The organism is Streptomyces sp. NBC_01433 (genome assembly GCF_026340105.1).
GTDB lineage: Bacteria > Actinomycetota > Actinomycetes > Streptomycetales > Streptomycetaceae > Streptomyces.
The window spans coordinates 3,999,919-4,019,338 of record NZ_JAPEPM010000001.1; the positions used below are offsets into that span (position 1 = coordinate 3,999,919).

13 protein-coding genes and 1 tRNA gene are annotated in these 19,420 nt (G+C 70.0%); 5 read left to right on the forward strand and 9 right to left on the reverse strand.

Annotated elements, in window-relative coordinates:
- Positions 1–36: 36 nt before the first annotated feature.
- From OG413_RS18050 to OG413_RS18085, 8 genes are all read right to left on the reverse strand, one after another.
- The gene (locus OG413_RS18050; RefSeq protein WP_266806795.1) at positions 37–1,887 is read right to left on the reverse strand and encodes a phage tail sheath C-terminal domain-containing protein; all 1,851 of its coding nucleotides are present in this window, start codon (positions 1,885–1,887) and stop codon (positions 37–39) included.
- 625 nt (positions 1,888–2,512) lie between these two features.
- Positions 2,513–3,679, reverse strand: coding sequence for an MFS transporter (locus OG413_RS18055; RefSeq protein WP_266806797.1), 1,167 nt, complete (start codon positions 3,677–3,679; stop codon positions 2,513–2,515).
- A 5-nt stretch (positions 3,680–3,684) separates the two neighbouring features.
- Complete coding sequence (locus tag OG413_RS18060) at positions 3,685–4,269, reverse strand: GNAT family N-acetyltransferase (RefSeq protein ID WP_266806799.1); 585 nt, start codon at positions 4,267–4,269, stop codon at positions 3,685–3,687.
- A complete protein-coding gene (locus OG413_RS18065; RefSeq protein WP_266806800.1) occupies positions 4,270–5,445 on the reverse strand; it encodes a type III PLP-dependent enzyme in 1,176 nt (391 codons plus the stop codon).
- A 37-nt stretch (positions 5,446–5,482) separates the two neighbouring features.
- Positions 5,483–6,796 carry a DUF6271 family protein gene (locus OG413_RS18070; protein ID WP_266806801.1) on the reverse strand — a complete coding sequence of 438 codons (1,314 nt, stop codon included), beginning with the start codon at positions 6,794–6,796 and terminating at the stop codon, positions 5,483–5,485.
- Positions 6,778–7,848 (reverse strand): phytanoyl-CoA dioxygenase family protein, encoded by a 1,071-nt coding sequence (locus OG413_RS18075; RefSeq protein ID WP_266806802.1) that lies wholly within the window; start codon positions 7,846–7,848, stop codon positions 6,778–6,780. The genes OG413_RS18070 and OG413_RS18075 overlap by 19 nt, the downstream gene beginning before the upstream one ends.
- Before the next feature lie 1,105 nt (positions 7,849–8,953).
- Positions 8,954–9,778: a phosphoenolpyruvate hydrolase family protein gene (locus OG413_RS18080; protein WP_266806803.1), complete on the reverse strand. Its 825-nt coding sequence runs from the start codon at positions 9,776–9,778 to the stop codon at positions 8,954–8,956.
- Positions 9,779–9,852: 74 nt separating this feature from the next.
- Positions 9,853–11,106, reverse strand: coding sequence for a Tm-1-like ATP-binding domain-containing protein (locus OG413_RS18085; protein WP_266806805.1), 1,254 nt, complete (start codon positions 11,104–11,106; stop codon positions 9,853–9,855).
- Between the two features lie 105 nt (positions 11,107–11,211).
- On the opposite strand from OG413_RS18085, the gene OG413_RS18090 reads away from it, so the two are divergent.
- On the forward strand, positions 11,212–12,630 hold the full coding sequence (locus OG413_RS18090) for a PLP-dependent aminotransferase family protein (RefSeq protein WP_266806806.1): 1,419 nt from the start codon (positions 11,212–11,214) through the stop codon (positions 12,628–12,630).
- A 175-nt stretch (positions 12,631–12,805) separates the two neighbouring features.
- Here the strand turns inward: OG413_RS18090 and OG413_RS18095 are convergent.
- Positions 12,806–12,878, reverse strand: a tRNA-Arg gene (locus OG413_RS18095).
- 317 nt (positions 12,879–13,195) lie between these two features.
- Between OG413_RS18095 and OG413_RS18100 the strand changes: the two genes are divergently transcribed.
- The 4 genes from OG413_RS18100 (at position 13,196) to OG413_RS18115 (ending at position 19,113) form a co-directional block, all read left to right on the forward strand.
- A complete protein-coding gene (locus OG413_RS18100; protein WP_266806808.1) occupies positions 13,196–14,839 on the forward strand; it encodes an ATP-binding protein in 1,644 nt (547 codons plus the stop codon).
- The gene (locus OG413_RS18105) at positions 14,836–16,830 is read left to right on the forward strand and encodes a GTPase (RefSeq protein WP_266806809.1); all 1,995 of its coding nucleotides are present in this window, start codon (positions 14,836–14,838) and stop codon (positions 16,828–16,830) included. The genes OG413_RS18100 and OG413_RS18105 overlap by 4 nt, the downstream gene beginning before the upstream one ends.
- Positions 16,831–16,920: 90 nt before the next feature.
- Positions 16,921–17,424, forward strand: coding sequence for a single-stranded DNA-binding protein (locus OG413_RS18110; protein ID WP_266806811.1), 504 nt, complete (start codon positions 16,921–16,923; stop codon positions 17,422–17,424).
- Between the two features lie 294 nt (positions 17,425–17,718).
- The gene (locus OG413_RS18115; protein ID WP_266810222.1) at positions 17,719–19,113 is read left to right on the forward strand and encodes an LAETG motif-containing sortase-dependent surface protein; all 1,395 of its coding nucleotides are present in this window, start codon (positions 17,719–17,721) and stop codon (positions 19,111–19,113) included.
- Positions 19,114–19,420 lie beyond the last annotated feature (307 nt).

Consider the following 19,420-nt stretch of genomic DNA (forward strand, 5'->3'; position numbering starts at 1 on the left):
GGTTTCCTTCGTGTTCCTTTACCTCGGGTCCGTGGTTTACGAGAGGTCGAACTGACCGGCAATCTGCTGGATCTTGACGATCACGAACTCGGCGGGCCTGACCGGCGCGATCCCGATCAGCACATTCACCACACCGTGTTCGATGTCGGCTTCCGTGGTCGTGTCCTTGTCGCACTTCACGAAGTACGCCTCACGGGGTGTGCCGCCCTTGAAGGCGCCCTGGCGGAACAGATCATTCAGATAGGCCGAGGCATTCAGCCGGATCTGCTGCCACAACTGCTCGTCGTTCGGCTCGAAGACCACCCACTGGAGTCCCCGATACAGGCTCTCCTCGACATGCAGGGCGAGCCGGCGCACCGGAACGTACTTCCACTCGCTCTCCAGGGCGTCCGCGCCCCGCAGCGTCCTGGCACCCCAGACGAGCGGTCCCACCACCGGGAAGGTCCGCAGGCAGTTGACGCCCAGCGGATTGAGCAGTCCGTTGTCCCGGTCGGTCAGCCGGACCGTCAGGGAACGCACTCCGGCCAGCCGCGCCTCGGTGCCCGCCGGGGCCTTCCAGACGCCGCGCTCACCGTCCGTACGGGCGATGACGCCGGCCACCGCACCCGACGGCGGGAACGACCGCAGCCGCCCGGTCAGCGGGTCGGTGAGCTGGAGGTGCGGGAAGTACAGGCCGGCGTGGTCACTGCGTACGGCTTCGAACGCGCCGATCCCGGCCCGCGCCGCGTCGACGCTTCCCCAGGTGGACGGCGAGTCGACGAGCAGGAAGATCCGGAGCTCCCGGCACAGCTGCTCGGCCGCCGACAGCACGGTGACCATGTCCTCGGTGGACGCGTACGCCGAAAGCTCGGGCAGCGCCAGCAGGTTGACGTCGTCCACGTCGCGCAGCGCGTGCACCCCGGTCTTGCGGGCCTCGCTGCCGATGAGGTCGAGCGGTCCCGGCGCGTCGCCGTCCTTGCCGCCCTCCAGCGGGAAGACGGGCGGGTTCACCGAGGCTTCGAGACCGAGGTCGTTGGCGCACTCGCCGACGAACCGCACGACGTCGTCCGGGTCGACGGATCCGGCGACGACCTGGAGGCGGCGGCCGAAGGCGATGACCTCGGCACCGGCGAAGGCGTGCTTGCCGGGGGCGTCGGGCAGGGCGCGCAGCTTGCGTTCCAGCAGGAGTGCCAGCTCGGTCACCGTGTGCGGCGGCTCGCCGTCGCGGTCGGGCTCGAAGAGCGTGAACTCCCGCTCCACGTCACCGATCTTGACCTTCAGCTCGACGCCCAGGGCGGGCAGCTTCGCGGCGAACGGCTTGGAGACCGTGCCGGACGGGTCCGGCCGGTCCTCGTCGAGAACCTTGACGCGGACGAGCGAGGAGCCGGCGCCGACGACCGTCTCGACGAAGCGGCCGTGACCGGAGTGCATCGACAGGCCGGTGAAGGACTCGCGGGCGCCACCGCGGGCGTCCAGGACATGCAGGTTGAAGGTCTTGTCCGGGGCGGACGTGTCATGGTCGACCGCCACCCGCAGTCCCGACCCCCATACGCCCGGTTCCTTGGCGCGCACTTCCAGTACGGGGCACGCGCTGCGTCCCTCGGTGGACTCCAGGGTGACGCAGGCTTCCTCGCCGGTGCCGGCCTTGGCCACCCGGACGACGACCGCGACCGTCCCGCCGTTGCCGAAGAACTGGTGCACGGCGTAGCCGACCGCGCTCTGCGACGTGAGTCCGCCGAAGCGTCGCTCGAAGTCGGCGAAGCTGGTCACGCGCACCGGTTGGTTGAGCGGTCCGCGGCGGGTGTGCCCCACAAAAGCGGTCACCGATGTGGTGACCGAGGCGATGGTCCGTACGCTGCTGGGGAGTTCCTCGATGTAAACGCCGGGATAGCCCATGTGGGTCGGCATTCCCCCTCCATTCCCTTCGCGCACCAAGAGATGAGGAGAGGAGGTGAAGGAATTGCCCGCGGGTCATGCCGTCACGGACATACGATCTTCGCTGCTTCCCCCGCCGCACACCCCGTGCGATCTATGTCTCGCAGGGCCATTCGCATGCACATGCGCTTGTGGCTCCTGATGCATGAGTGCCTCTGTGAGTTTCCGTCTTGTACCAAGAGATGGTCAAGGAGGTGATTCGGTCATCCCGAGAAATGCGGCCGTGAATATCTGACGAGGCGTGTTCCGCGTGGTCAGCCGGATCTCAATGATCGAACACGAAGACGGATTCACCGGTGCTTCACGTTCCATGCCGCACGGGGGAGTGATTTCAGCCGTTCGCAGAGCCGTTCGGCGCGCCTCCTTGTGTCTTGTTCCGGCGAAAATGCTCCGGTTTCGGCGGCGGGCGGCGGGGAAGACGGGCGGCGATTGGGGAGGGAGACGGCAGCGAATCGGCCGGGAAGCGGAAAGCGGGAAGCGGGCGGGGAAGCGGGCGGGGAATCGGCCGGGAGGCGGGCGGCGCCGCGGTGGGCCGGACGCCAAAAGGGCCGCAGGACAGGGGTGATGCCCCTGTCCTGCGGCCCCAGGACCGCGGGAGTCAGCTCTCGGACAACGCCGTCCAGCGGATCTGCGTGGCGCACAGGGCCACGAGCAGCGCCGCGGCGGCCACGGCGCCCATGCCCCACACCAGGCTGCTGGCACTCGCTATGAAGCCGATCGCCGCGGGCCCGGCCAGCAGACCGGTCGTACCCATGGCGGCGACCAGGGCCAACGCGTCCGGGCCCTTCTTCGCCGCCGCCACATAGATGCACGGGGTCACGGCCGCGATGCCCAGCCCGACACAGGCGAACCCGATCAGCGTCGGCACCACGCCCCCCACCAGCAGGGCGAGCGTCAGCCCGGCACCGGCCAGCACGCTGCCCGCCCGGACGATGGGCCCGTCACCCCAGCGGGTACGCCAGCCGTCGGCGAAGACGCGGGCCAGCACCATCATGACCGAGACGACGGCGATGCCCATGGGCGCGAGTTCGGCCGCCGCGTTCACGACGTCCTTCATATAGAGCGCCGACCAGTCGTTCATGGCGCCTTCGGTCACGGTGCCGAACGCCATCGCGCACCCCATCCACAGCGTCACGCGCGCCGGCATGGTCAGTTTCCGGCGGCGACCGGGATCGGTGTCCTTCTTCGCGGGCTGCTGGTCCGTCCGCAGCAGTCCCGGCCGTGCGAACCCGACCAGGAGCAGAACCAGCACGGCGGCCACCCCGAAATGTGCCGCCAGGTCCGAGGTCACCAGGTGCATACCGGACGCGAGGAGCGCGGCCAGCAACGACCCGGCACTGAACGTCGCATGCAATTTGGACATGGTGGTGCGCTGGTACTCCACTTCGAGCGCAGCGCCCTGCGCGTTCATGGCGACGTTCAGGCAGCCGACAGCGACACCGTCGCAGCAGATGATCAGCAGAGCGACCGGATAGTTCGGTGCCGCGGCCAACGCCAGCAGGAGCGCGCCCAGACAGAGGGACGACAGAAACGCCAGCTGCCGGGAGCCCATGCGCTGCATCAACACGGTCACCAGCGGGAAGGACGCCGCCGCGCCCGCACCGCAGGCCATCAGCAACAGGCCCAGTTCCGCGTCGCTCAGGTCGAGTTGTGTCTTGAGCGTGGGAAGCCGTGATGCCCAGGTGGCGTACTGGAACCCGAGCAGACAGAACAACGCTGCGATCGCCAGCTGTGCTTGGCGGAATGGATCGCGAACGCGAAACATGTGAATCAACCTACTTCGTCTTGCGATGGCGACCCGGGCGGCGGATCGTCGGTGAACGGTGACTTCTCGGCCCGCCCGCCGTGCAATGTCCTGGACATGTACACGGCGTCCGTGCCGTAGGTCCCGGGCAGCGTGACGTGCGGATGGGGGTGGTAGCCGTTTGCCGACCAGAAGCTCTCGTTGCCCTCGACGGCGATCAAGGAGATCCGCTCGTACGACATCGACCTGGCCGACTCCGTGAGCGGCCGGAGCAGACGCTTCGCCAGCCCCCTGCCGCGGAATTCCTCGGCGATGACGAGATCGTGCAGATGCAGATTGCGCGAGCGGAAGATGACGTCCTCGCTCCGCGCCAGATCCGGGTACTGGTACATCGGATAGGGCAGCGCCAGCACATAGCCCGCTATCCGCCGCTCACCCTCCGGAAGCCCGCCCTCCAGAACGAAACAGGTGGCCGGCGAAGCCCACGCCCTGGACTCCAGCGCGGCACGTCCCTCCGACAGTGAACTGTCGGTGTAGGCACCGGCTTCCAGGGCGACGATGCCGTCCCAGTCGCTGTCACGGATGTGCCGTACGCGCATGTCGTCGACCATCTACTCCAGACCCTTCCGACCGTGGTCCTCGCCGCGTATCCACGTGTACGGAAGTGGAGGGAAACCGTTGAACCCCTGGGTCATGTAGCTGGTGACATAGGCCCCGCAGGAGAGAATCCAGACAGCGTCCCCTGATGCCACCGCCCCGGGCACCTGGACAAGGCTGTCCGTGAAGGCATAGGCGTCGTCGCTGTCACAGGTGGGGCCCGCGACGACCGCGGGAACGTATTCCGCCTCGCCGTGGGAAGGGAATTCCAGCCGGTACTGCAACTCGTCCATCTCGTAAAGGCCGTTGAACTTCCCGCAGCTCAGATAAAGCCAGTTCTGGCGTTCACCGTCCAGCTGCTGCCGCGACGACATCCGGGAGACGTGTGCCCTGATGGCCCCGTGGTCGGCGACCAGATAGCGCCCCGGCTCCATGACGAAATCCAGCGGGGATTCCGAAACCGACCTGAGGTGCTCCATGCCTTCCCGGAGCACGGCGAATATCTTGTCCATCGGGGGATCCAGTTGCATCCCGCGCCTGTCGCGATATCCGAGGGCGGGCAGACCACCACCGAGATTGATGTGATCAAGCTGGATTCCGCGCCGGTTCAGGTCCGCGAGCACGTCGGCAAGCGTCTCGAAAGCGCTCTGCCAGGCTTCGGCCGTCATCTGCTGCGAGCCGACGTGGACGGACAGACCGGCCGGGGTCAGGCCGAGCGATCGCGCCTCTTCCATCACGAGCACCGCGTCCGCACCCGAGCATCCGAATTTCTTGCTGAGGCCCCAGAGAGCCCCGTCCCCGCTGGTGGCGAGCCTGCAGAAGACGCGCGCACCGGGCGCGTGCACGGCCACCGCGGCCACGTCCTGAAGGCTGTCGGTCGCGAAGTCCCGGATGCCGAGACGGTGGGCGTCGATGATGTTCCGGTCGGACTTTATGGTGTTGCCGTAGTGGATGGTGTCGAGTGGTACGCCGGTCCTGACCGCCTGTGCGATCTCTTCGGGGCTTGCCGCGTCGAAGCCGGCGCCCTTGTTCGCCAGGGTGGTTAGCACCTCGTCCACCGGACATGCCTTCATGGCGAACCGGACGGAGATGTCGGGCAATTCGCTTAACAGCGTTGCGTATCGGTCCTCGATCCCGGCGAGATCGAAGATGATCTGGTCCTCGGTGGCGGCAGCCAGAGCGGCGCGCATATGCGTGTGTGCATGCATGAGTGATAAACCGGTCCGTCTACCGGGGAATTCGGTCAAGGCCGGTGGACCTGCTCGCGTGCGTCAGCGGTCCCCATGCCTCGGTCAGGAGGGCGAAGTCATCGATGTCGGCCTGGGCCTCGTCGAGCAGCCGCGGGCCGCTCGCGGCCAGGATCTCGGCGAACGCGGCATATCTGCCGCCCAGTTTCCCGTAGGACTGTCCGAGGCTGCTGAGCCGCTCCACGTTCTCGTCCCTGGCCAGCCCGGTGCTTTCCCTGATGATGTCCACCAGCGTGGCAGCGCGGACGTGGTCCTGGCCGTCGAGCAGATTCTCGCCCGCTTCCGTCATCCTGTCGTAGATGAAATTGAAGTAGAGCATCGACAGGAAGAATTTCGTCAGCCGCATCTGATAAGCGATGAACCCGGAGTCGGTTCTCCGCTCGGCGGTATAGAAATTCACGATGTTGCGGTTGTGCAGGACGCCGGGCAATCGCGCGTCATGAACCACGTGCATGAGGAAGTAATCGCTGCCGATGGTATTGGTCGCGGGCGGCAGCGGCATGCGCTCGTACACCTCGTGGTGGAAACTGATGTTGCACATGTCCACCCGCATGGGGTCGACCGTGGTCAGGATCGAGTGATCGCCGTCGAACGGTTCCGTTCCGGCGCCCCGGAAGGATTCGTCGACCAGCTGCCGCTTCTTCTCGTCCGGCCACTCGGCGGGGGCCCACAGGCTGACCACATCGTGATAGATCTCGCGGTCGAGCTGCTGGATCTCACCGATGTCCACGGACAGTTCACCCACGAACGAACTGCCCACCATCGCCACCGGTCGGTGGGCCTGTTCCGGATCCAGGGTGGTCTCGGACACTCCCTGAGCCGCGTCGGCCGCCCGCTTCCCCAGAGACATCAGCTCGTGGTGAATGGGGAACACGGTCGCGCCGTTCAGGACCTGATAGGTGCTGTCCGAGTCCCGGCGGTGAACCGACAGGCAGCCGAGCGCGGAGGCGATCAGGAACGCGCGATTGGTGCAGGCGCCGTAGGACACGTCGTCGGGCAGCATGAGATCGCGTATCAGGTCGGGCTTGGGGACGTCGGCGCGGTCGATCACGCGCCGAAGGAAGTCCCGCTGCTCCGCCTCACCGAGATGGTGCGTGATCACGTTCGCCGTGCGGGGCAGCCCGGCCACGGCCCGGCCGTGTTCGGCACGCGTGGGCGCGTCGGAGGAGTCGAGGATCAGCAGATGCACCTCGACCCCGAAACGCTCCGCCGCGTAGGCCGCTTCCTCGCCGATCGCGGAAATCGTGGCCGTGCAGGGCCTGTTCGTGGGAAGGGTCAGACAGACTTTGCGCATGCCGGCTCTCCCGTCGACGGTGCGGTGTCGGCTTCTTTCCCACTCCAGGATTCGAGCCCCAGCAGTTTCGCGCCGAGATCGTTCAGCTCGGCAGTGCCGTATCTGAGGGATTCATGCTTCGCCGCGTCGCCGACCAGCGTCTTGTTCCAGTCCGGCGTACTGAGATGACGCCAGGAATCCACCCGGGACCGGGTCAGCTCCTGGTCCGACTCCAGCGCGGGCATCATGGAGAGGTACTGGACCGCCCGCACGCCCTGCTCCGAGGTGTTGCGCGCCACGCCATGGGCGAGCAGACCGTTCCAGATCAGCAGGTCACCGGCCTTGAGCGCGGGCCGGACCACGGGGAACTCCGCCCGGTCGGCAGCGGGCCTGATGGGATCCCGGTCCTCCGGCTGAACGGCCTTCCACTGCTCGAAGCGACGGAACAGCTCGGGCGAGCACTGGAAACCGCCCTCTTCCGGCTGTGTGTCGCTCAGCGCGATGATCCCCTGGACCCGCTGCGGCAGCACACCGAGTGTGGTGTCGATATCCCAGTGGAGCTCGATGTCGAACCCCTCGTCCGTGGGCGCGATATGCGCGCGGTCACGGTCCTTGATGTTCGGCGGGTTGAGATTGAGCCGGTCCAGGGTCACCCACAGCTCTTCGCAGTCCCACACATCGACGAACGCGTCGTAGACGCGCCGGCTCTGGCGGCTGTCCCAGATGAGCTGGTGGTGGTACGCCTCGACAAATCCGTAGATGTGCAGCTCTCTGTCCAGGTCCGACCGGAACTCCCGGTCGGAGTACCAGGTTTCCGGGCGGGCCGGGTCGAGCCCCTGGAAGTCCCAGGTGAAATCGAGCAGGCGCTTCGCCGCGTCGGCGGGTATCGCCTGCTCGACAACGACATATCCATAGGTCTGCCAGAAGGCGAAGTCCTCCTCGGACAGGACCCGGAGCGGACGTGACTTCCGTAGATCACGCAGCGGTGTCTGCGCCAGGTAGGTCTCGGTGTCCGCGCTGAAGTACGGGATGTCCGAGGAGGCTCGATGCAGATATTGGTCAGGCGTCGGCATGCAATCACTCCAAGACTCGAAAGTGCTGTGGATGAGTGGATCGACCGCTCCCCGTCGGCTCGCGCCGTTGGCGCGGAGCATCACCGGATTCGGTACGGAGGACGGAATCGGCGCGGAGAACGGGATTCGGCTCGAAAATGCGGCTTCGGTGGATTCGGTGGAGCGAAATGGTCTGAGTGGAGAACGGCTCACACGACCGCTTCAGGGCGCAGTGAACGCACGGCCGGCTGCCGTTGATTCACTCGCTGCGGGTGGGGTCGGCCGTCGGGACGGAATGCCGTCCGGCAGGTGTTCTTCCTCGGTCCGCCCCGGTGCGGGGCGGATTTCCGGCCTCGTTCCGCCACTTGCGCGACGACGATGAGCCGTCCGGGGACGGGAGTCGTACGAGGCTGTCCCGCAGTGCGGTGACGGTTCGCCGCACAGGCTGAACCGGAGCCCTCCCCCTCCTCGTTCTTGGCGCCCGGCGCAGATCGTCGGCAAGGACAGGCACCTGCGGAGCCGACCCGTCGTCAACGCGCACGATCGACCTCGTCGTCGACACACGCAGGGTCAACTCACACTGCTGGCCTGCTGCTTCTTTCGTACGGCGAGGGTCCGTCCCCCGGCCTTCACCCCGCCGAACGTGTGTGTCACTAAGTTGGACTAGACCAACTTGCGGTGTCAACCCCAACGTTGAGAAGAGGCGGTGAAGCGGGGGTGACCAGGCAGGGAGGATCGGTACGGGGCCCGGGATTCCGCACGGCGGCGCGACGGAACTCGACCAGATCTTTGATGTGGTTGACGTGTTCTGCGGGAGTGGCGAAATCCCATTCCGGGGTGCAAGTGGTGGAGAAATGATTTGTGTTGCGGGAGAGGCTTTCTCTACTGGCGGGTACGGCTGAATGCTTACCCGAGTCACCTCTCTAGTTCGCGTCAAAACAGAGGGAGTTGAGGAAATCTCGTATACGCGCCCGGATACGCGCCCGGATACGCGCCCGGATATTCTCTTCGGGAAACGATTCCGCCCGGCCGCCCACGAAGGGCGGCCGGGCGGCGGGGAAACATCCGGAACCGACGGATCCAGGGGTGAGGAGTCCTGGAGTACTCAGTTCTCAGCACTCAGCACTCAGTCCAGCGAGAGGGCCTTGAAGGCGCGCGCCTGCTCGGTGACGGCACGCTCGGTGGGGAGCCGTTCCATGGAGGAGGCGCCGAAGAATCCGGCGATTCCCGAGGTGTGGTCCAGGACGTAGCGCGCGTCCTCGGGTTCGGCGATCGGCCCGCCGTGGCAGAGCACGATGATGTCCGGATTGACGCGCTTGGCGGCGTCGTGCATGTCCTGCACGGCCGTCGCGGCCTGGTCCAGGGTGAGCGCGGTGGTGGCACCGATGGCGCCCTTGGTGGTCAGCCCGACGTGGGGTACGAGCACGTCCGCACCGGCTCGGGCCATGGCCGCGGCCTGGTCCGGGTCGAAGACGTACGGGGCGGTCAGCAGGTCGCGCTCATGGGCCTGGCGGATCATGTCGACCTCCAGGCCGAAGCCCATACCGGTCTCTTCCAGGTTCTCCCGGAACGTGCCGTCGTACAGCCCGACCGTGGGGAAGTTCTGTACGCCGGTGAAGCCGACGGCCTTCAGCTGGTCGAGGAAGTTGCCCATGATCCGGAAGGGATCGGTGCCGCACACCCCGGCGAGCACCGGCACGTCCCGTACGACCGGAAGGACCTCACCGGCCATCTCCAGCACGATCGCGTTGGCGTCGCCGTACGGCAGCAGGCCCGCCAGCGAGCCGCGGCCGGCCATCCGGTAGCGGCCGGAGTTGTAGATGATCAGCAGATCGACGCCGCCGGCCTCCGCGCACTTGGCGGTCAGGCCGGTTCCGGCACCGGCTCCGATGACGGCTCTACCGGCGCTGACCTGGGCGGTCAGGCGGCCCAGTGCTAGCTTGCGGTCCACGAGGGGCTCCTGTTCGGTCGAGGTGATTCGTCGGGTACGCCGCAGGCGGGCGGACCGGATGAGCGGACGGGGACTCAGGCGTCCGCGGCCGTGCGGGCGTGGGCGGTGATCAGCCGGTGGAGGTGGTCGGCGGCGGCGACGGCGAAAGCCGGATCGTTCAGATGGGCGTCGAACTCGTGGAGTTCGACGGTGCTGTCCTTCAGGGCCGAGCGCAGGGACGCCAGCCCGGCCGCGTCGGCGGCGGGGTCGTGGAAGGGACCGCCGGGGGCGTCCACCGCGGAGACGCCGCCCAACGGCCAGAAGACCGCCGCCGGGCCGCCCGCCGCGGCCAGTTTGTCTCCGACGGCGGTGCCGAGCAGCGCCATCTCGTCGGCCGTGGTGCGCATCAGGGTGACAGTGGGGTTGTGCACGAGCAGGTGGCGTCCGGCGAAACGCTCCGGAACGGTCTCCGCAGCGCCGAAGTTGACCAAGTCCAGCGCGCCCGGGGCGACCACCTGCGGGATGCCCGCCCGGCCCGCCGCGGTGAGCCGGTCGGGCCCCGCGCTCAGCACACCGCCGACCAGCTCGTCCGCGAGTTCGGTGGTGGTCAGGTCCAGGACCCCGGCCAGGAACCCGCCCGCCGCGAGCTTCTCCAGGGCCTGCCCGCCCGCTCCTGTGGCATGGAAGACCAGGACCTCGTAACCGAGTTCGTCCAGGCGCCGACGGGCGGCGTCGACGGCCGGTGTGGTGACGCCGAACATGCTGGCACCGATCAGCTCGCGGCCCTCGGACCGCGGTCGGGCGAGCATCCGCTCGTGGTGGGCGGCCATCCCGGCGGCGGCGGCCACCGCGTTGCCCAGGATCAGGGACGACACCGAGTTGATGCCCGCCACATCGACCACGCTGTACATCATGGTGATGTCGCTGCTGCCCACGTACGGGGCCACATTCCCGCCGGCCATGGTGGACACCAGCAGCTTCGGCACCCCGACGGGCAGCGCCCGCATGGCACGGGCGGCGATGAACGAGCCCCCGCTGCCGGCCACCGCCAGGACCGCGTGCAGCCGTCCCTCGCGGTGCAGATCACCGACGACCCGCTCGACGCCCTCGGCCATGGCCGCCACGGCCGCGCCACGGTCCCCGGCGGCACGCAGCGCCTGAAGGTCGTGCCCGGCGCGGCGGGCGACAACGGCCGCCTCGATGTCACCGGCGGGCGCACCGTCCGGCAGCGGCATCACCCCCACATCGACGGTCACGACATCGCAGCCGGACGCGCGCAGCCGCGTCGCGAGCCACGCGTACTCCGCACCCTTGGTGTCCAGAGTCCCGACCAGCACCACGGTCGCCATGTTCTTTCTCCCTTGAACGAACGGTTCCTCGATCCTGCGCCCGGCACCCGCGGCCCGCCCACACCACTTGAGGGCAATTGGCCTGCGGCGCGGGATGATGGGCGGATGGACCGGATTCCTCCCACCCGCCTGTCACGTCTGCTCACCGGCTGGTCCGAAGGGGGTACGGGAGCGATGCCGCGGCTGCTGGCCGACGCGCTGCGCGAACTGGCCCAGCGCGGCGACGTGGCCCCCGGCACGGTGCTCCCCTCGCAGCGCGCCCTCGCGGCGGCGCTCGGCGTCAGCCGCAGTACGGTGACGGCCGCCTACGGGATGCTGGAAGCCGAGGGACGGCTGGAGAGCCGGCACGGCAGCGGGTCCCGGCTGCGGCGGTCCGGGGTGGTGGGCGAACCCGCGTCCGAGGGCCGCCTGGCCAGTTTCGGGGCCAGGGAGAGCGGCATCGACCTGTCCAGCGGGGCACTGGACGGCCTGCCCGCGGTCGCGGCGGCGGTCGGCGCCCTGACCGCCGGGGACCTCACCACCGCGCTGGCCGGTGACGGCTACCTTCCGTACGGGCTGCCGGAGCTCCGGGAGGCGATCGCCGAGTACCACCGGTCCGCGGGGCTGCCGACGTCACCGGAACAGATCCTGGTCACCGCGGGGTCCCAGCAGGCCGTCTGGCTGATCACCCAGGGGCTGGTCGAGCCCGGGGACACGGTGGTCGTCGAGGACCCGACGTACCGCGGGGCGCTCGAAGCACTGCGTTCGCGGGGCGCCCGGCTGGTCCCGCTGCCCGCCGCGTCCTCCCATGGCGACGGACCGGCGGCGCTGGACCGGCTGGCCGGCCACATCCGCCCGCGCCTCGTCTATCTCCAGCCGTCCGTGCACAACCCCACCGGGCGCGGCATGGACGAGCACACCCGGCTGCGCTGGGCGGCCGCACTGGCCGAACACGGCGTGTACGCGGTGGAGGACAACGCCTACGCGGAACTGGCCCTGGGCCACGACACCGCGCCCGTCTCCCTGGCGTCCCGGCTGCCACCCGCCGCCACCGCGACCATCGGCACCCTGTCCAAGCTCTTCTGGGGCGGCCTGAGGGTGGGGTGGATCCGCGCCTCCACCACCGTCGTCCACCGTCTCGCGGACATCAAGAAGTCCGTCGACCTGTCCTGTCCGGTGGTGGACCAGATGCTGGCCGTGCGACTGCTCGGGCAGCTGCCCGAAGCCCGCGCCCACCGCCGCTCCCAGCTGCGCGAGCGCCTCACGGAGACCGAACGGCTCCTCCACGCCCATGCCCCCGGCTGGCGTTGGGAGCGCCCCGCGGGCGGCTCCGCGCTCTGGGCGGAGATCCCCGGCGCGGACGCCGAGGCCACCGCCCAACTCGCCCGCCGTGCGGGCGTCCTGATCGTTCCCGGTCCCGCCTTCTCGGCGGTCGACGGGTTCCGCCACCACCTGCGGCTGCCCTTCGCCGACCGGCACGGCAATCTGGAGAAGGCGCTGCCGGTACTGGTCGACTGCGCGGAGCGAAGCCGCGGCCCGCGCTGAACTCCGCCTCGCGGCGACCGGTTCGCGACGACCGGTTGCGACGGCGCCGGGGCCTCGATCGTCCCGCCGATGGCACAGCCAACGCTTACGCCCACGCTACGCCGCACTCGCTAGCGTGCCCCGGACCAGCAAAAAGGCCCTCCCGAAGGAGGGCCGGACCAGCTGTGGCGCGAAGCGCCCCCGGCAGGACTCGAACCTGCGGCCAAGCGCTTAGAAGGCGCCTGCTCTATCCACTGAGCTACGGGGGCCGGGTGGTGGCCTCGTCGGCCCGGAGCCCGTGATCGGGTGGGTCCGTGGCCTTGCCGGGACAAGGATAGGGCTCCGATCCCCTCGACCCGGTTGCTTCACCTGCGTGGCACGATGTGGAGGTTCGGTGAAGCGAACCGATAATCGCAGGTAGGTGCGATTTATGCACCGCTTTTGGCCTCTGACGCCACGGGTGTTGTGCACTCGTTATGCCTGCGCCCCACTCGTCCCCTCTGTCCGGAGGGTGGAACCGCCGCGCAGAGGTGCCTATACGCTTCAAAAAGGCGCCAAAATTGGGCATTCTTCGCATGTGGTGACCATGGACGTACGGCCTCAGCTCATCGACGCACTTTCCGCCCTGCGCGACCGTGTCGCCGCCGTGCGTCTTCCACTCCCGCTTCCCGGGGCCGCGCGGGCCCGGCAGACCAGGGTGGAACTGCTCGCACAGCTCGACGACTACCTGGTGCCACGGCTCAAGGACCCCGAAGCGCCGCTGCTCGCGGTCATCGGAGGGTCCACCGGGGCCGGGAAGTCGACGCTCGTCAATTCACTCGTGGGATGCCGGGTCAGCGAGGCGGGCGTGCTGCGGCCGACCACACGGACACCGGTGCTCGTCTGCCACCCGGACGACCACCACTGGTTCGCCGGGGTACGGGTGCTCCCGCAGCTGACCCGGATCTGGCTGCCGCCGGGTCGGGCCCCGGACCCGGACGGGCTCGACGACCTCGCGGCGGCCGGGGACGAGGAGGGAACCGCCCTGCGGGTGGAGACCGCGGCCACGCTGCCGCGCGGACTCGCGCTGCTGGACGCCCCCGACATCGACTCCCTCGTCGTACGCAACCGGGTCCTCGCCGCGGAGCTCATCTGCGCCGCCGACGTATGGGTGATGGTGACCACCGCGTCGCGGTACGCCGACGCCGTGCCCTGGCACCTGCTGCGCACCGCGAAGGAGTACGACGCCTCCCTCGTCACCGTGCTCGACCGGGTGCCGCACCAGGTGATCGCCGAGGTGTCCCGCCAGTACGCGGCGCTGCTCACCCGGGCGGGCCTGGGGGAGGTGCCGCGCTTCACCATCCCCGAGCTGCCCGAGTCCGCGGGCGGCGGCAGCGGGCTGCTGCCCACCACCGCCGTCGCCCCGCTGCGCGCCTGGCTCACCCACCGCGTCCAGGATCCGGCCGCCCGCCAGCAGGCCGTGGGGCGCACGGCGGCCGGGGTCATCGAGTCGCTGAACGTACGCGTCCCCGGGCTGGCCGGGGCCGTCGCCGCACAGTACGCGGCGGCGGTACGGCTGACCGGGGTGGTCGAGGAGGCGTACCGGAAGGAGGAGTCCCGGATCCGCCGGAGGCTCCAGAGCGGCGCCGTACTGGCCGGGGGCGCGCGGACCCGGTGGCGCGGCTATCCGCTGGACAGCTCCGCCGGGGAACTCATCGAAGCGCTGGTGGACAGCCTGGTGGCGCTCCTCCAGTGCGCCGTGGCCGCCGCCGACGAGCAGATCCGTACGACCTGGCAGCGCGATCCGTCCGCCGGTCTCTTCCGCTTCGAGAGCGCCGGCCGGGAAGCCGGGGGATGGGGGCCCGCCGAGGACATCGAGGGACGGATCTCCATGGCCGTACGACGGTGGCGGCGGGTACTCGAAGAGCTGGCGGAGGAAGAGGTACGGCTGCTGGAACGCAACGCCGCACCCGATCCCGAGACCGTGGCCGCGCTGCTGGCGGCCGCCCTGCTCGGCGGGCGCCGGGCCCGTACCGCGGGGGAGCAGCTCGCCGAACGCATCGGTGCGCAGGGCGCGTTGCGGCTCCGCGACAAGGGCGGCGCGCTGCTGACCGGCTATCTCGACCAGGTGCTGAACGGCGAACGCGACCGGCGGCTCGCCCCGCTCGACGCGCTCGACGTCGCCCCGGAACCACAGGCCGAACTGATTGCCGCGCTTTCCGTACTGCAGAAGGAGAGGTGGCAGCGATGACCGCCGTCACGGGACAGGACCAGGGCCAGGGCCAGGACCAGGACCACGGGCGGGGCCCGGGGCAGGACGAGGGGCAGGATTCGGGCCGGGGCCAGGAAGCAGGCCAGGGCACGGGCGCGGGCAAGGGGGCGCGGGGGGCGCAGGCGGTGGACGGGCGCTGGGACGACGGGCTCATCGCCCGGCGCGCGGCGGTGGTCATCCGCGAGGACACCGAGCCGGAGAGCGCGCCGGACGACGACGTACGCCCGCAGGTCGAGGCGTACGTGGGGTCCGGCAGCCCCCTGCGTACGCGACTCGACGCCCTGCGCGAACTGGTCGGGCTCTCCAGGGCCCGGCTCGATCAGGGGACGCTCGCCGAGGCGGGGCGGGTGCTGGACGAGGCCGCCGCCCGGCAGCGGCTCTCCTCCCGGCACACCGTCGTGGCCATCGCCGGAGCCACCGGCAGCGGGAAGTCGACCCTGTTCAACGCGCTCGCGGGCGTCCAGATCTCCGACACCGGGCTGCGCAGGCCGACCACCGCCTCGCCGATCGCGTGCAGCTGGACCGACGGCGCCGCCGGACTGCTGGACCGGCTCGCGATTCCCGGGCGGCTGCGGCGCAGGCCCCAACAGGGGGGCACGGAGGCGGACGAGGCGCTTCAGGGGCTCGTCCTGGTGGACCTGCCCGACCACGACTCGGCGGCGAGCGGCCACCGCGAACAGGTGGACCGGGTGCTGGCGCTGGTCGACGCGGTGATCTGGGTCGTCGACCCGGAGAAGTACGCCGACGCCGCCCTGCACGAACGCTATCTGCGCCCGCTGGCCGGGCACGCGGAGGTCACCTTCGTCGTCCTCAACCAGATCGACAGGCTGCCCGGCGAGGCCGCCGATCTGGTTCTGGACGATCTGCGGCGGCTGCTGGACGAGGACGGCATGGCGCTGGGCGAGCACGGCGAACCCGGCGCCACCGTCATGTCCCTGTCCGCGCTCACCGGTGACGGGGTGGTCGAACTGCGCGAGATGCTCGGCCGGTTCGTCCAGGAACGCACGGCCGCCGCCCGCAGGCTCTCCGCCGATGTGGACGCCGCGGCGGCACGGCTGAGGCCGGTGTACGTCGCGGAGGGGCGGCCCGACCTCGGCGAGCGGGCCCGTGAGGAGTTCACCGACCGGCTCGCGGAGGCCGTCGGAGCGGCCGCCGCCGGACAGGCGGCGGAACGCGAGTGGCGCAGGAACGCCGGGCGGGCTTGCGGGACTCCGTGGCTGCGGCTGTGGCGCTGGTACGAATCGTCCCGGCAGCCGGGCAGCCTGGACCGGATGGCGCAGGCCCTGGCCCCGCCGGAGGAGGAGCTGACCGCCAGGCAGCGGGTGGAGCAGGCGGTACGGACCGTCGCGGACGACGCCGCCGACGGGCTGCCCGCCCCGTGGGCGCAGGCCGTGCGCGAGGCGGCGGTGAGCGGGGCGAAGGGGCTCTCGGAGGCGCTGGACGAGCTGGCGGTGAAGGCGGGAGCCGGCGCGGGGAGCCGGACCGCGAAGGAGGGCGGCCCGGAGACGTCCGGCGGTGCGGGCAGAGCGGCACGGACCGGGGCGGGCAAGGAGGCACGGACCGGGGCGCCCACTGGGCTCCCGCTCGGTGGGCGGGGCATGCGGCCGCCGCGCCCGAAGTGGTGGCCCGCCGCCGTGCTGGCCCAGGCGTCGATGACCCTGCTCCAGATCTTCGGCGGGCTGTGGCTGCTCGGCCAGATCGTCGGAGTCCTGGAACCGGGCCTGGTCACCCCCGCGCTGGTCATGCTGGCCGGAGTCGTCGGCGGGCCGTTGGTGGAGTGGTCGTGCGCGGCCGCCGCCAGGGGACCGGCACGACGGTACGGGCAGGAGGCGGAGCGGCGGCTGCGTGACGCGGCGGCCGGTTGCGGCCGGGCCCGGGTCCTGGATCCGGTGGCGGCGGAACTGGTGCGCTACCGCGAGGTGCGGGAGCGGTACGTGGCGGTGACGGAGTTTTCCACAACCGGCCGGTAGTCCACAGGCTCCGACGCGATTCCCCTCTTCCGTCCACCATGAAGTCAGCAGTCAGGACGGGCGGGACGAAGACGGACGAGGGGGACGGAAATGAACGAGACCTTGGTGACGGTGGTGGGAAACGCGGCCACGGGCGTGGAGTTCCGGGAGACGGCCACCGGCCCGATGGCACGATTCCGGTTCGCTGTGACACCGCGCCGCTGGGACCGGGAGAAACAGCACTGGGCGGACGGGCACACCAGTTTCTACACGGTCTGGGCATGGCGGACGCTCGCGTCGAATCTCGCCGGATCCGTGTCGGTCGGAGAACCACTGGTCGTGCACGGCCGGTTGAAGGTGCGCGAGGAGGAACGGGACGGTCAGCGGCGGACCTTCGTGGACATCGAGGCGGTGGCGGTGGGACACGACCTGACGCGGGGGACCGCCGCCTTCCGCCGAGTGGTGCGGGCGGAGCCCTCGCTGACGGCCGGTCCGGCACGCGGCGGGGGCGACCCGGGCGGGAGTTCGGCACGCGGCGAGGGTGCCGCTGGGGAAGGTCCGGCGCTGTCGCGGAAGAGCCCGGAACAGGCCACAGAGTTGGCGGCGGTGTCCTGAAATGGCAGGTGAGCGGCCTGTACCGGCGATAACGATTCCGATTCGGAATGGTTGTCCGAGGCTGAGACGGGGGACCGCGCGTCGTCGCGGTCCTTAGGATTCCTCAGTACTCACGGGGCACTTGAGTCTGCTGGCGGGGCATTCCCCACACGCGCACCATGCGCGAGGGCCCGCCCGGAGGGGAATTCTGTGTTTTCTGCGTCTTCAGCGTCCGCCTTGCCGTCCGACGCGACGGTGGTGCACTCCGTCCGCGGCAGAGCCGGGGGGAGAACGCGTGGCTCGGGGCTCACCCGGCTGGGCGCTGTGACGTTGGTCTCCGGTCTCCTCGTGGCCGGCACCCTCGCCGGTGCGGGCGGGGCGGCCGCCGAGGAAGCGCCCCAGCACCAGGGCGGCGCGGCCGCGGTGCTGGACGGGCTGAAGACCTTCGACAGCGCCGTGCTCCATACAAAGGGCCGGGGCGGTGAGCCGGACCGGACGCAGCAGCTGCCCGCCGGGCTCTTCGAGATGACCGTCGACGGCGGAGGCAAGCTCAAGACGTACTGCATCGACCTCCACAACCCCACGCAGGAACAGGCGAAGTATCTGGAGACCCCCTGGGCCCAGACCTCGCTCGGGGCCAACCGGAACGCCGGCAAGATCCGGTGGATCCTCCAGCACTCCTACCCGCAGGTCGACGACCTCGCGGCGCTCGCCGAGGAGGCCGGCACCGGACCGCTCACCGAGCGGACCGCCGCCGCGGGCACCCAGGTCGCCATCTGGCGCTACTCGGACGACGCCGACGTCAACGCCTCCGACAAGCAGGCCGAGAAGCTCGCCGACTGGCTGGAGCGGCGCGCCAGGAACGTCGGCGAACCCAAGGCGTCCCTGACGCTGGAGCCCGCCGCGGTCTCCGGCCGGGCCGGGGAGCGGCTCGGCCCGGTCACCGTCCGTACCGACGCGGACCAGGTCTCGGTGGCGCCGCCCGCCGATGCCGCGGCCAGCGGCATCAAGGTCACCGACAAGGCAGGCAGGCCCGTCACCGCCGCGGCCGACGGGGCCCGCCTCTACTTCGACATACCGAAGGACACGGCCGACGGCTCCGCGGCGCTGACCGTCCAGGCCACCACCTCCGTACCGGTGGGCCGCACCTTCGCCGGGGTGACCAGGAGCCAGACCCAGATCCTCGCCGGGTCCAGCGAGTCCACGGTCTCCGCACGGGCCACCGCCACCTGGGGCGAGACGGGCGCCGTGCCCGCCCTCACCGCCGGGAAGAACTGCGCCAAGGGCGGGGTGGACATCACCGCGGCCAACAAGGGGGACGCGCCGTTCACCTTCGAGCTGGCCGGTTTCGAGCACACCATCGCCGCCGGAACCACCAGGACGGTCACGATCCCGGTGGCCGAGGACCAGGGCTACGACTTCACCATCACCGGACCGGGAGGGTTCGCCAAGAACTTCAAGGGCGTCCTGGACTGTGCCACCAGCGGCAGCACCAAGGACAGTGACGGCGGCATCGACATCCAGAGCGCCAAGCAGCCCGTCCCGGCCACCACCGGCACCAGCTCGACGGGGATCGAGGGCGACCTCGCCGCGACCGGCGGCTCCAGCGCCACCCCGATGATCGCGGGCATCGCCATCGTCCTGGTCGCCGTCGGCGGCGGCGCGATCTTCGTCCTGCGCCGGAAGAAGCCGCACACCGACGGTGAGTGAGAATGCGCGCACTGTGCCAGTGCGCTGATCAGCGGCCCCGGCGCGCCTCGGCGTACCGGGGCCGCCGTGTACCGGGCTCGACACGTACCGGGCTCGACACGTACCGGGCAACGCGGCCGGCTCGACGCCGCGGTTCACTCCGGGGTGCCCGCAGGACGGTGCGACAGAGCGCCACGAGCCCTGCCCCGGATCGCGTAACACGGTCCTCGGGCATGTCCAACTAGGCAAAAACAGAAGGCGGTTGGTACGTCATCGGGGGGACTATGGGGCCTGGAGGCGGGCCACTGAACCTGGCGGCCGGTCCGCC

What these genes read in the sequence shown, in the direction of transcription:
- OG413_RS18050 (WP_266806795.1), bottom strand. Translation starts at nt 1,887, where the DNA reads ATGCCGACCCACATGGGCTATCCCGGCGTTTACATCGAGGAACTCCCC.
- OG413_RS18055 (WP_266806797.1), bottom strand. Translation starts at nt 3,679, where the DNA reads ATGTTTCGCGTTCGCGATCCATTCCGCCAAGCACAGCTGGCGATCGCA.
- OG413_RS18060 (WP_266806799.1), bottom strand. Translation starts at nt 4,269, where the DNA reads ATGGTCGACGACATGCGCGTACGGCACATCCGTGACAGCGACTGGGAC.
- OG413_RS18065 (WP_266806800.1), bottom strand. Translation starts at nt 5,445, where the DNA reads ATGCGCGCCGCTCTGGCTGCCGCCACCGAGGACCAGATCATCTTCGAT.
- OG413_RS18070 (WP_266806801.1), bottom strand. Translation starts at nt 6,796, where the DNA reads ATGCGCAAAGTCTGTCTGACCCTTCCCACGAACAGGCCCTGCACGGCC.
- OG413_RS18075 (WP_266806802.1), bottom strand. Translation starts at nt 7,848, where the DNA reads ATGCCGACGCCTGACCAATATCTGCATCGAGCCTCCTCGGACATCCCG.
- OG413_RS18085 (WP_266806805.1), bottom strand. Translation starts at nt 11,106, where the DNA reads ATGGCGACCGTGGTGCTGGTCGGGACTCTGGACACCAAGGGTGCGGAG.
- OG413_RS18090 (WP_266806806.1), top strand. Translation starts at nt 11,212, where the DNA reads ATGGACCGGATTCCTCCCACCCGCCTGTCACGTCTGCTCACCGGCTGG.
- OG413_RS18100 (WP_266806808.1), top strand. Translation starts at nt 13,196, where the DNA reads ATGGACGTACGGCCTCAGCTCATCGACGCACTTTCCGCCCTGCGCGAC.
- OG413_RS18105 (WP_266806809.1), top strand. Translation starts at nt 14,836, where the DNA reads ATGACCGCCGTCACGGGACAGGACCAGGGCCAGGGCCAGGACCAGGAC.
- OG413_RS18110 (WP_266806811.1), top strand. Translation starts at nt 16,921, where the DNA reads ATGAACGAGACCTTGGTGACGGTGGTGGGAAACGCGGCCACGGGCGTG.